Genomic DNA, 10,654 nt, shown 5'->3' with positions numbered 1-10,654 from the left:
CGAACCAGGATGTAGTGGCCTCGACGGTTGGGGATGCCACTACATCCAGGATCGAGCGCGATCTTGCGGGCGGCGAGATCAATGAGGAGAATCCCCGCGGCGCGCGGCGCGCGGCGGGTGTGCGGCTTCGGCCACTGGGCGTGCGGGGCGCGGGGTCAGGGGGCTGGGCGGGCGGCGGCGCTGAAGAGGTGTACGGCAAGGTCGGCGAGGGCCGTGGCGGTCTGCTCGATCGGTTCACGGGGGAGCACGATGTGGCTCACCACCAGGCGGACGATGGTGTCGGCGGCGAAGGCCAGCGCGTCGTGGTCCGCTCCGGGCAGGTGGTCGCCGGCCCAGTCGATCAGTGCGCCGGACGCCTCGGTGAGCACCACCTCGGCCCGGGTGGTGAGGTACGGCAGCAACTCGTCCGAGCCGCCCCGGGCACTGGTGAGGATCGCCTTGATCAGCGGGTTTTCCGCCGCCGTGGTGAGGGTGTGCGCGATAGCCGCGTACGCACCGGCCCGTACGTCGGTGCCGTGGGCGAGCAGAGCGGCCCGGACGGCGCCGACGAACCGGTCCACCTCGGCGCGGGCGAGCGCCTCGGCCAGCCCTGCCTTGCTGCCGAACTCGTTGTAGACGGTCTGTCGGCTCACCCCGGCGGTGTTGGCGACCGCACCCATCCGGACGCCGTCCCATCCGGTCGCGACGGTCAGCGCCCGGGCGGCGTCGACGATGCCGGTCCGTAGCGGGGTGGGGTCCCTCTGCTCAATCATGGTGGTCGAAGTGTAGGCCGGCGTGTCGGCCGGACCGGCCGGTGATCGGGCGGGGTCTGCTGCCGGTGTCGGGCCACCCGGAGCACCCGGCTCGCGGCCAGGTGTGCCAGATCGGGGGCGTCGGGTTCGGGGTGGGAGCCGCTCCGGCGTGCGGATCGCGCTCGGTAGTGACGGCAGAGGCCAACGATGCCGCGCCCGAGCGCACCGCCCTGACGAGCGGCGCATAGGATGTGCGGTCATGGCACGCGTGCTCACTCCCCGTGCGGAGGATTTTCCCCGCTGGTACCAGGACCTGATCGCCAAGGCGAAGCTGGCCGACAACGGCCCGGTTCGCGGCACCATGGTCATCCGACCGGCCGGCTACGCCATCTGGGAGCGTATGCAGGCTGAGATGGACGCTCGGATCAAGGCGGCGGGTGCGGAGAACGCGTACTTCCCGCTGTTCATCCCGGAGAGCTACCTCAAGCGCGAGGCGCAGCACGTCGAGGGCTTCTCGCCGGAGCTGGCGGTCGTCACCCACGGTGGTGGCAAGCCCCTGGCCGAGCCGGTGGTGGTGCGTCCGACCAGCGAGACGGTCATCGGCGAGTTCATGGCCAAGTGGATCGACTCGTACCGGGACCTTCCGCTGCTGCTCAACCAGTGGGCGAACGTGGTCCGGTGGGAGCTTCGTCCGCGGATCTTCCTGCGTACCAGCGAGTTCCTCTGGCAGGAGGGGCACACCGCGCACGCCACCCGTGAGGACGCCCGGGCGTACGCGCGGCGGATCCTGCACGAGGCGTACGAGGACCTGATGGTCAACGTGATCGGCATTCCGGTGGTGGTCGGTCTGAAGACGACGCGTGAGCGGTTCGCCGGGGCGACGGCCACGTACACCTGCGAAGGCATGATGGGCGACGGCAAGGCGTTGCAGCTGGGCACCAGCCACGAGCTGGGCCAGAACTTCGCCAAGGCGTTCGACATCAGCTACTCCTCCAAGGAGGGCGGCCGGGAGCACGCCTGGACCACCTCCTGGGGCACGTCCACCCGGATGCTCGGCGGCCTGATCATGGCGCACGGCGACGACAACGGTCTGCGCGTGCCGCCGCGGCTCGCGCCGATCCAGGCGTACGTCATGATCGTCAAGGACGGCGACGGCGTCGGCGAGGCGGCGGCCAAGCTGCGCGACGGCCTGCGCGACGCCGGTGTCCGGGTCGCGCTCGACGACCGGACCGACACCCCGTTCGGCCGCCGGGCCGTCGACGCCGAGCTGCGCGGCTATCCGGTACGCGTCGAGGTCGGCCCCCGTGACCTGGCGGTGGGCAACGCGACTGTGGTGCGTCGGACCGACGGTTCGAAGACCCCGACCCCGGTGGCGGACGTGGTCACCGCGGTGCTGGCCGCCCTAAAGACCGACCAGCAGGTGCTGCACGACCAGGCGCTGGCCAACCGCGAGTCGCGCACCGTGGAGGTGGCCACCCTGGCCGAGGCGATCGAGGCCGCCGCGACCGGCTGGGCGCGGGTGCCGTGGTCGGCGGTCGGCGTGGCCGGTGAGGCGGAGGCGAACGGTCAGGGCGTCACGGTGCGCTGTCTGCTGCGCGCCGACGGTTCGGTACCGGACTCGGAGGACGAGCCGGATCTGGTCGCCATCCTCGCCCGCGCCTACTGAGGTGTGGCCGGGTAACCCCGTCGACCGGTTCGCGCCGGGTCGGCTGATCATGCATCGGAACGTGCGGCACGGCCGGATCGGGTGGGTTCGGCCGGCCCGCGTGGTCAGCGACGACGATCGAGGGTTGCTGCTCTGGATCGCCCGGGACTCGCCGGTGGCCCACGAGGTGACCGAGGCCGGACTGGGGATGCGGGCGATGCCGTTCGCCGAGTGGATCTCGTCGACGTACCGGTTGGCGGAGGGGCGCTGGAACGGCCCGCCGTTGTTGAAGTTCCTGCCCACCGGGGCGGCGCACTCCGTCTGGTGGTTCTCCGACGCCCAGGGCCGGTTCGCCCACTGGTACGTCAACCTTGAGGAGCCCGGTGTCCGCTGGGACGACGGCCCGGTGGCCGGCGTCGACGTGGTGGACCAGGACCTGGACGTGGTGGTGTGGCCGGACCGCAGTTGGGAGTGGAAGGACGAGGGCGAGTTCGTCGAGCGGCTCGCCTTCGGCGCCGACTACTGGGTGACCGACGAGAAGGCGGTCCGCGCCGAGGGGGAGCGGGTGATCGCGATCGCCGAGGCCGGCGAATTCCCGTTCGACGGCACCTGGTGTGACTTCACACCCCCAACGGAGTGGGTCATACCGGACAAAATGCCGCCGGGGTGGGATCGTCCGCCGGTGCGCTGAGCGGTATCCCAGGTCACCGACAACGCGGTGTACGGGTCCGATGCGGGAGATCGGCATCGGATCTGGCAGAATAGGTCGCTGGTATCCGGCGCGCGTCCGGCGCCCTCTAACCCGGGCACGTCGCCAGTCCACCGAGTAGTCTCCGGCCCAACCCCACTGTGCCGGTCGGCGCTCACCCATGCACACCGCCCGTTTGGGCCGGTGAGATCGCAACAGGAGCGAAACAACTGTGGCCGTAAAGATCCGGCTCCTGCGGATGGGCAAGATCCGCAACCCGCAGTACCGCATCGTCATCGCCGACTCGCGCACCAAGCGCGACGGCCGGGCGATCGAGTTCGTCGGGGTTTACCAGCCCAAGGAAGACCCCTCGATCATCGAGGTCAAGTCGGAGCGGGTCCAGTACTGGCTGTCCGTCGGCGCTCAGCCGAGCGAGGCGGTGCAGCGGCTGCTGGAGCTGACCGGTGACTGGCAGAAGTACAAGGGCCTGCCGGCCCCGCCGCCGCTCCTGGTCGCCCCCGAGCGGGCCGACCGCAAGGCGGCGTACGAGGCTGAGGCGAAGGCCGCCGCCGGGCTCGCCCCGGAGACCCCGGCCAAGCCGGCCAAGAAGGCCGCCAAGGCTGCCGAGGCTCCGAAGACCGAGGCGCCGGCCGCCGAGGCGCCGAAGACCGAGGCTCCGGCCGAGGCGCCGGCCGCTGCCGACGCCGGTGAGCAGGCCTGACATGCCACTGCGTCCGGCGTTGGAGCACCTGGTCAAGGGCATCGTCGACCACCCGGACGACGTCCGGGTGCGGCTGGTCGATTCCCGTCGGGGCAAGCGGCTCGAAGTCCGCGTGCACCCCGAGGACCTCGGCACTGTGATCGGGCGGTCCGGCCGGACCGCCAAGGCGCTGCGCCAGGTGATCGGCTCCATCGGCGGGCGCGGGGTTCGCGTCGACATCGTCGACTCGTACTGATGCAGCTCGTCGTCGGCAGGATCGGCAAGCCGCACGGTGTCCGTGGTGAGGTCACCGTCGAAGTGCGGACCGACGAGCCCGAGGCACGGTTCGCCCCCGGTGCAGTGCTGCGCACTGAGCCGGGGGCGACACCCCCGCCAGCCAGCGATGAGCCCGGGGTGCCGTTCCGGGTTCCCGCGGAGCTGACCATCGAGGAATCCCGCTTCCACCAGGGTCGGGTGCTGATCGCGTTCGAGGGCATCCCGGACCGCAACACCGCTGAGGCGTTGCGCGGGACCCTGCTCGTGGTGGACAGCGCCGACGTGACCCCACCGGACGACCCGGAGGAGTTCCACGACCATCAGCTGGTCGGGCTGGCCGTGGTGACCCCGGCCGGCGAACGACTGGGCGAGGTCGCCCGCATCGACCACGCGCCCTCGTCTGACCTGCTGGTGCTGCGGCGCCCCGAGGGGCGTACCGCGTTGATCCCGTTCGTCCGGGCGATCGTTCCGGAGGTCGACCTGGCCGGCGGACGTGTGATCGTCGACCCGCCAGCCGGACTGCTCGACCTTTAGGACCAGCCCGCATGCGCGTCGACGTCGTGTCGATCTTTCCGGAGTACTTCGCCCCGCTCGACCTGTCGCTGATCGGACGGGCGCGGGCCAACGGCGTACTCCAGCTCGCCGTGCACGACCTGCGGACCTGGACCCACGACGTGCACCGCACCGTCGACGACACCCCCTACGGTGGCGGGCCGGGAATGGTGATGCGTCCCGAGCCGTGGGGTGAGGCGCTGGACGCCCTCGCGCCGGTCGACGCCCCGCCGCCGAGGCTGCTGGTGCCGTCGCCGGCCGGTGCCCCCTTCACCCAGGCCATGGCGTACGAGTTGGCGGCCGAGTCGCACCTGCTCTTCGCCTGCGGCCGCTACGAGGGGATCGACCAGCGGGTCCTGGCGCACGCCGCCACCCGGATGCCGGTCACCGAGGTGTCGCTCGGTGACTACGTGCTCTTCGGCGGCGAGGTCGCGGTCCTGGTGATGCTGGAGGCGGTCACCCGACTGCTGCCCGGGGTGCTGGGCAACGCGGGCTCGCTGGACGAGGAGTCGCACGCGCACGGGCTGCTGGAGGCGCCGATCTACACCAAGCCGCCGAGCTGGCGTGGGCACGACGTGCCGGAGGTGCTCCGCTCCGGTGACCACGGCAAGATCGCCCGCTGGCGGCGTGAGGAGGGCCTGCTGCGCACCGCCGCCCGCCGGCCGGACCTGCTGGCCGCGTTGCCTGCCGATCGGCTCGACAAACGCGACATCGCGGCCCTGGACCAGGCCGGATTTCAACCTCCACCGGGGGATGTGGCAAAGTAGGGGGGTTGCCGCATCCGTCCGCGCCCGCGGTCGGCTGCGAGGATCCCCGACCGGGGTCGGTCCGCCGATCACCACCCGGGAATCAGAATCACCCACCCGCGCACCGAGTGACGGTGCGCCGTGAGCCTTACGAGGACGCAGCGATGAACATCCTGGACGCCCTTGACGCCCAGTCGAAGCGGACCGACCTTCCCGACTTCCGGGCCGGTGACACCGTCAAGGTGCACGCCCGCGTCGTCGAGGGCAACCGGTCCCGTGTCCAGATCTTCCAGGGCGTCGTGATCCGCCGCCAGGGTGACGGTCTGCGCGAGACCTTCTCGGTCCGCAAGGTCAGCTTCGGTGTCGGCGTCGAGCGGACCTACCCGCTCAACGGCCCGGGCATCGACCGGATCGAGGTCGTGACCCGCGGTGACGTGCGTCGCGCCAAGCTCTACTACCTGCGCGAGCTGCGCGGCAAGAAGGCCAAGATCAAGGAGAAGCGGGAGAAGCAGCCCAGCTGACTTCCCGCTCGCCACGCCGCCCGAGCTGCGCGTATGCCGTAACGACCAGAGCGCACTACCCTGGTCGGTACGGGCGCAGCGAGGCGGCGGGCCCGCCCAGGTGGCGGGCAGTTGTCCACTACCGCCCGTGGAGCCTCGACGAGGCTCCCGGGCGGTGGTGTTTCTGCGGACCGGGGAGTGGCGTGGTGCAGACGCTTGACGAGGACGGCACCGTCGATCCGTGGCGCCGACGGGCTCGCCGCACCCGCCGGCAGATGCCTCTCTGGCAGGAGTTGCCGCTGCTGCTGGTGGTCGCGTTCTGCCTCGCGGTGCTGATCCGCACCTTCCTGCTCCAGGCGTTCTTCATTCCGTCCGGCTCGATGGAGGACACCCTCCTCGTCGGTGACCGGGTGCTGGTCAACAAGGTCGTCTACGACGTTCGTGACCCGCTGCGCGGCGAGGTGGTGGTCTTCCGGGGCACCGACCGCTGGGCGCCACAGGTCGACGAGCAGCCGGAGCCCGGTGTCGGCGGCCGGCTCGCCCGCACCGTCGGCGACCTGGTCGGGGTGAGCCGCCCCGGTGAGAAGGACTTCATCAAGCGGGTGATCGGTCTCCCCGGTGACCGGGTCAGGTGCTGCGACAGTCAGGGCCGGGTGACAGTCAACGGCATCCCGCTCAACGAGTCGTACGTCCTGCGGGACTCACCCCTGGACCTGCCACCCAACCCGGCGGAGTGTCGCTCCCGGCGCTTCGACGAGATCGTCGTGCCACCCGGTCAGATCTTCGTGATGGGTGATCACCGTGAGGTCTCCCAGGACGCGCGTTGCCAGGGGCCGGTGCCGATCGACAACGTGGTCGGCCGGGCCTTCATGGTGGTCTGGCCGTCGTCGCGGTGGAGCGCACTGTCGGTGCCGTCCACGTTCGAGGATGTCTCCGGGCCGGCCACGGCGTCCCCCGGTGCGGCTCCGGCGCGACCGACTCCGCAGGGCGGTGTGCTGCTGATGCTTCCGTTGGCAGTCGCACTACGGGGTTCCCGCGCGTTCCGGACGGTGCCGTCCAGCCAGGCAACGTAGGCTCCTTGGCGTGATTGACGAGCAGACCGACAAGCCGCGCAGTTCCTTCTGGAAGGAACTGCCGATCCTGCTGGGTGTGGCGATCCTGGTCGCGGTGCTGGTCCGCGCCTTCGTGCTGCAGACCTTCTTCATCCCCTCCCCGTCCATGGAAAACACTCTCAAGATCGATGACCGGGTGCTGGTCAACAAGCTGGTCTACGACTTCCGGTCACCGCACCGCGGCGAGGTGATCGTGTTCAAGGCACCGACCGCGTGGAGCGGTAACCCCGACGGTGAGGACTTCATCAAGCGGGTGATCGGCATCCCCGGCGACCACGTGGTCTGCTGCGACCCCGAGGAACGGCTGATGATCAACGGCAAGTCGCTGGACGAGCCGTACATCTTCTCCATGGACGGGATCCGCGACAAGGCCGCCGACCAGGAGTTCGACATCACCGTGCCGAAGGGTCGGCTGTGGGTGATGGGCGACCACCGCTCCGCCTCCGGCGACTCACTGGAGCACTGGCAGCAGTCCCAGCAGAACATCACCGAGGCCACCATCCCCGAGGACGACGTGGTCGGGCGGGCGTTCACCGTCTTCTGGCCGTTCAACCGGGCCACCTGGCTGACGGTGCCTGACGGCTTCGACGGCATTCCCAAGCCGTAGGCCGACGGGGCGTGGGCGATCTGCAGTCGGTCTGGCAGGCTGGTGCGGTGACCGTCTACACCCCTCGACGCGCGGCCCGCGTGCTGCTCGTCGACGCGGCCGGCCGGGTCCTGCTGTTCGAGGGCTTCGACCCGGCCCGACCTGGGCACCGCTACTGGTTCACCCCAGGCGGTGGGCTCGATCCGGGGGAGGCGCCGGCAGTGGGCGCCGCCCGGGAGTTGGCCGAGGAGACCGGTCTGCGACTCGACCCGGCCCAGTTGGGCGAGCCGGTCTGGTCCGACGCGACCGACTTCTCCTTCGACGGCATCTGGTACCGCCAGGAGCAGGATTTCTTCAGCTTCCGGGTGGACTCCTGGCAGGTGGACACCACGGGCTTCAACGACATCGAGCGACGCAGCATCGCCGACCACCGCTGGTGGGTTCCGGACGAGCTGGCGGCCAGCGGCGACCGGTTCTACCCGCCCGAACTGCCCGCCCTGCTGGCCCGGCTGGGGCTGTCGACCACCGCCGGCCACGGCGAGGCGTCGTGCTGACCCCGCCGCGCACCGTGGTGCGTCGCGAGGCCGGCCTGTACGCCCTGGAGCGGGCGTTGCAGCGGCGTGGCTTCCGGCACGTCGCCGGGGCCGACGAGGCGGGCCGCGGGGCGTGTGCCGGCCCGCTGGTCGCCGCCGCGGCGGTGCTGCCCGAGGGGCGGCGCGGCGAGATCGAAGGGCTGGCCGACTCGAAGCTGCTCACCCCGGCCAGCCGGGAACGGGTGTACGCGGAGGTCGTGGACACCGCGCTCGCGTACGCCGTGGTGGTCATCCCGGCCGAGGAGGTCGACGCCCGGGGTCTGCACGTGTGCAACCTGGCCGCGATGCGCCGGGCGCTCGCCTCGCTCACCACCCGCCCGGAGTACGTGCTGACCGACGGGTTCGGCGTGGACGGCCTGGGTGTGCCCGGGTTGGCGGTGTGGAAGGGCGACCGGGTGGCCGCGTGTGTGGCGGCGGCCAGTGTGCTGGCGAAGGTCACCCGGGACCGCCTCATGGTGGAGCTGGACGGGGTGTTCCCGGCGTACGGCTTCGCCGAGCACAAGGGCTACATCACCCCGGAGCACTCGGCGGCGCTGCGGGAGCACGGGCCGTGCCGGGAGCACCGGTTCTCGTACGTCAATGTCGCCGCGGTCTCCGGCCGCGACGGCCGGCCGCCGCGCGCCCGACGGCCCGGCGGCCACGGCCCGGATGAGCCGATGGAGCGCTCGTGGGCGTCAGGGGGTACCGTCGGCGTGGCGTTGGGCGAGCAGCCTCGGCCTCCGACGCCGGTGGGGGAAGATGTGGCCATGGAAGGCGGAGTGCGATGAGCGCGGAAGATCTCGAGAAGTACGAGACCGAGATGGAGCTGCAGCTCTACCGGGAGTACCGCGACATTGTCCGCCAATTCTCCTACGTGGTGGAGACTGAGCGTCGGTTCTACCTGGCCAACCAGGTCGACCTGCACGTGCGTAACTCCGACGGCGAGGTCTACTTCGAGGTCGAGATGCACGACGCCTGGGTATGGGACATGTACCGTCCTGCCCGCTTCGTGAAGAACGTCCGGGTGATGACCTTCAAGGACGTCAACGTCGAGGAGCTGGAGAAGCCCGACATCTCACTGCCCGCCGACTCCGGCTTCGGCGGCTGAGCGCACCCGAGCCGCCGGGCCGTGCCACGGGCCCCCACCCGTGGCGTGACACCCGCCGCCGATCACTCGGCCGGCACCACCACCTCGACCCGCTGCACCATGTTGTTGGCGAAGCCGCCACGGTTCCACTGTTGCTCGACCGGCTGGGTCCGCCCGGACGCGTCGGTCGCCCGCGCGCCGAGTACGTACCGGCCGGGGGCGGCGACCCACTCGTACCGCCAGCGCCGCCAGGCGAAGTCCCCCGCGTCCGCCGGGTCCAGCACGGCCGGCGCCCAGCTCTGCCCGCCGTCGGTGGTCACCTCCACGGCGACCACCGGGGCGTGCCCCGACCAGGCCCGACCATCCAGCGTGCACGGGCCCTGTCGCAGCACCCGACGGCGGGACATGAAGTCGGGGAAGCCGGGCGGACGGACCAGCGCCCGCGGCTCGATCCGGGTGACCGGCACGCCCGGGTCGTCCGCGTCTCGGCGTAACCGGTAGGCCACCGCGTTCTGGTACCCCTCGAACGGCTCGGTCCGCAGCTCGATCGAGTGGACCCACTTCACGTGCGCCATCCCGTACCAGCCCGGCACGATCAGCCGCAGCGGCGCGCCGTGCTGCGGCAGCAGGGGAGCGCCGTTCATCTCGTACGCCAGCAGCACCTCCTCGCGCAGCGCGTCGGCGACCGGAAGCGCCCGCTGGTAGTCCTGCTCGATCCCGCGCTCCACACCGTGATCGGCGCCGGTGAAGACCACGTCCACCGCGTCCGGGCCGACGCCCGCCTCCCGCAGCAGCGGAGCGAGGGGAGTCCCGGTCCACTCCGCGTTGCCGACCGCCTCGACCAGCCAGGGCTGGCTGACCGGCCGGGGGTGCAGCAGGGCCCGCCCGTTGCCTGCGCACTCCAGTGTCACCTGCCGGCTGACACGAGGCCGTTCGCGCAGGTCGGCGAGGGTGACCGTCAACGGACGGTCCACCGCCCCGCCGATGGTCAACGTGTGCGTCGCCGGGTCGAGCTCCGGGATGTCGTAGTGGATCAGCAGGTAGTGCAGCCCGGCCGGGGTGACGTCGTAGCGCAGCGCCTCCAACGGGATGCCGTGGTTGCGGGCCGCGAGCTGCAACTCCTCGGCGCTGATCGTCTCGTCCGGCTCCGCGAGCCGGGACGGGCCGCTCACCTCGGCCACGGTGGGCCCGGTGGGGGACGACGTCCGGTCATCGAGAGTGGTCATGCGGCCTCCCCGGTACAGACGGCGGCACCTGCCGTACGCGGCCCAGCCTAGGCCCTCCGTGACGGCCCGGAAACGGCGCCGGAGGTACGACGGCGTTCGCGCGGCGGGCTGTGCACAGCCTCCCGCCGTCCCGGGCATAGCAGATCATCGAGGGCGTCGGGTGGTCGTCCACAGCACCTCCGGTCGTCCACAGACCCGTCGGGCGGGCTGGCGGACGACCCGAGCTCGGCCGG

Annotated in this window: 14 protein-coding genes; 12 read left to right on the top strand and 2 right to left on the bottom strand. The window is 71.2% G+C overall.

Annotated elements, in window-relative coordinates:
- Nucleotides 1–155: 155 nt before the first annotated feature.
- Nucleotides 156–752 (bottom strand): TetR family transcriptional regulator, encoded by a 597-nt coding sequence (locus AB0B94_RS32345; protein WP_357289509.1) that lies wholly within the window; start codon nucleotides 750–752, stop codon nucleotides 156–158.
- Between the two features lie 238 nt (nucleotides 753–990).
- On the opposite strand from AB0B94_RS32345, the gene proS reads away from it, so the two are divergent.
- The 12 genes from proS to AB0B94_RS32285 all read left to right on the top strand — a co-directional run bounded on the left by proS (nucleotide 991) and on the right by AB0B94_RS32285 (nucleotide 9,216).
- The gene (gene proS, locus AB0B94_RS32340) at nucleotides 991–2,397 is read left to right on the top strand and encodes a proline--tRNA ligase (RefSeq protein ID WP_357289506.1); all 1,407 of its coding nucleotides are present in this window, start codon (nucleotides 991–993) and stop codon (nucleotides 2,395–2,397) included.
- Nucleotides 2,398–2,446: 49 nt separating this feature from the next.
- Entirely contained in the window at nucleotides 2,447–3,067 is a 621-nt protein-coding gene (locus AB0B94_RS32335) for a DUF402 domain-containing protein (protein WP_357289503.1), read from the top strand.
- 229 nt (nucleotides 3,068–3,296) lie between these two features.
- Nucleotides 3,297–3,785 (top strand): 30S ribosomal protein S16, encoded by a 489-nt coding sequence (rpsP, locus tag AB0B94_RS32330; RefSeq protein ID WP_357289500.1) that lies wholly within the window; start codon nucleotides 3,297–3,299, stop codon nucleotides 3,783–3,785.
- Nucleotides 3,760–4,020 carry an RNA-binding protein gene (locus AB0B94_RS32325; protein WP_186718042.1) on the top strand — a complete coding sequence of 87 codons (261 nt, stop codon included), beginning with the start codon at nucleotides 3,760–3,762 and terminating at the stop codon, nucleotides 4,018–4,020. Before rpsP ends, AB0B94_RS32325 begins: the two co-directional genes overlap by 26 nt.
- Nucleotides 4,020–4,574: a ribosome maturation factor RimM gene (gene rimM, locus AB0B94_RS32320; protein ID WP_357289497.1), complete on the top strand. Its 555-nt coding sequence runs from the start codon at nucleotides 4,020–4,022 to the stop codon at nucleotides 4,572–4,574. The genes AB0B94_RS32325 and rimM overlap by 1 nt, the downstream gene beginning before the upstream one ends.
- Nucleotides 4,575–4,585: 11 nt before the next feature.
- Nucleotides 4,586–5,359 (top strand): tRNA (guanosine(37)-N1)-methyltransferase TrmD, encoded by a 774-nt coding sequence (gene trmD / locus AB0B94_RS32315; RefSeq protein WP_124817732.1) that lies wholly within the window; start codon nucleotides 4,586–4,588, stop codon nucleotides 5,357–5,359.
- A 143-nt stretch (nucleotides 5,360–5,502) separates the two neighbouring features.
- Nucleotides 5,503–5,859, top strand: a complete 357-nt coding sequence (rplS, locus tag AB0B94_RS32310) for a 50S ribosomal protein L19 (RefSeq protein ID WP_030335223.1) — start codon at nucleotides 5,503–5,505, stop codon at nucleotides 5,857–5,859.
- Between the two features lie 182 nt (nucleotides 5,860–6,041).
- Nucleotides 6,042–6,911 (top strand): signal peptidase I, encoded by an 870-nt coding sequence (lepB, locus tag AB0B94_RS32305; RefSeq protein WP_357289492.1) that lies wholly within the window; start codon nucleotides 6,042–6,044, stop codon nucleotides 6,909–6,911.
- A 10-nt stretch (nucleotides 6,912–6,921) separates the two neighbouring features.
- Nucleotides 6,922–7,557 carry a signal peptidase I gene (gene lepB, locus AB0B94_RS32300; RefSeq protein WP_357289487.1) on the top strand — a complete coding sequence of 212 codons (636 nt, stop codon included), beginning with the start codon at nucleotides 6,922–6,924 and terminating at the stop codon, nucleotides 7,555–7,557.
- A 47-nt stretch (nucleotides 7,558–7,604) separates the two neighbouring features.
- Complete coding sequence (locus tag AB0B94_RS32295; protein ID WP_357289516.1) at nucleotides 7,605–8,090, top strand: NUDIX domain-containing protein; 486 nt, start codon at nucleotides 7,605–7,607, stop codon at nucleotides 8,088–8,090.
- The gene (locus AB0B94_RS32290; RefSeq protein WP_238671691.1) at nucleotides 8,084–8,896 is read left to right on the top strand and encodes a ribonuclease HII; all 813 of its coding nucleotides are present in this window, start codon (nucleotides 8,084–8,086) and stop codon (nucleotides 8,894–8,896) included. The genes AB0B94_RS32295 and AB0B94_RS32290 overlap by 7 nt, the downstream gene beginning before the upstream one ends.
- Nucleotides 8,893–9,216 carry a DUF2469 domain-containing protein gene (locus tag AB0B94_RS32285; RefSeq protein WP_007075222.1) on the top strand — a complete coding sequence of 108 codons (324 nt, stop codon included), beginning with the start codon at nucleotides 8,893–8,895 and terminating at the stop codon, nucleotides 9,214–9,216. The genes AB0B94_RS32290 and AB0B94_RS32285 overlap by 4 nt, the downstream gene beginning before the upstream one ends.
- A gap of 62 nt (nucleotides 9,217–9,278) precedes the next feature.
- Here the strand turns inward: AB0B94_RS32285 and AB0B94_RS32280 are convergent, their stop codons facing one another.
- A complete protein-coding gene (locus AB0B94_RS32280; RefSeq protein ID WP_357289484.1) occupies nucleotides 9,279–10,421 on the bottom strand; it encodes a sulfite oxidase in 1,143 nt (380 codons plus the stop codon).
- Nucleotides 10,422–10,654 lie beyond the last annotated feature (233 nt).

The organism is Micromonospora sp. NPDC048986 (assembly GCF_040649335.1).
Lineage (GTDB): Bacteria > Actinomycetota > Actinomycetes > Mycobacteriales > Micromonosporaceae > Micromonospora > Micromonospora alfalfae.
The sequence above is the reverse complement of the archived record's forward strand: the minus strand, read 5'-3'. Positions and strand labels throughout refer to the sequence as shown.

Excerpts from the sequence above, each read along its gene's own strand:
- AB0B94_RS32345 (WP_357289509.1), bottom strand. The coding sequence starts at position 752 with ATGATTGAGCAGAGGGACCCCACCCCGCTACGGACCGGCATCGTCGAC.
- proS (WP_357289506.1), top strand. The coding sequence starts at position 991 with ATGGCACGCGTGCTCACTCCCCGTGCGGAGGATTTTCCCCGCTGGTAC.
- AB0B94_RS32335 (WP_357289503.1), top strand. The coding sequence starts at position 2,447 with ATGCATCGGAACGTGCGGCACGGCCGGATCGGGTGGGTTCGGCCGGCC.
- rimM (WP_357289497.1), top strand. The coding sequence starts at position 4,020 with ATGCAGCTCGTCGTCGGCAGGATCGGCAAGCCGCACGGTGTCCGTGGT.
- trmD (WP_124817732.1), top strand. The coding sequence starts at position 4,586 with ATGCGCGTCGACGTCGTGTCGATCTTTCCGGAGTACTTCGCCCCGCTC.
- rplS (WP_030335223.1), top strand. The coding sequence starts at position 5,503 with ATGAACATCCTGGACGCCCTTGACGCCCAGTCGAAGCGGACCGACCTT.
- AB0B94_RS32285 (WP_007075222.1), top strand. The coding sequence starts at position 8,893 with ATGAGCGCGGAAGATCTCGAGAAGTACGAGACCGAGATGGAGCTGCAG.
- AB0B94_RS32280 (WP_357289484.1), bottom strand. The coding sequence starts at position 10,421 with ATGACCACTCTCGATGACCGGACGTCGTCCCCCACCGGGCCCACCGTG.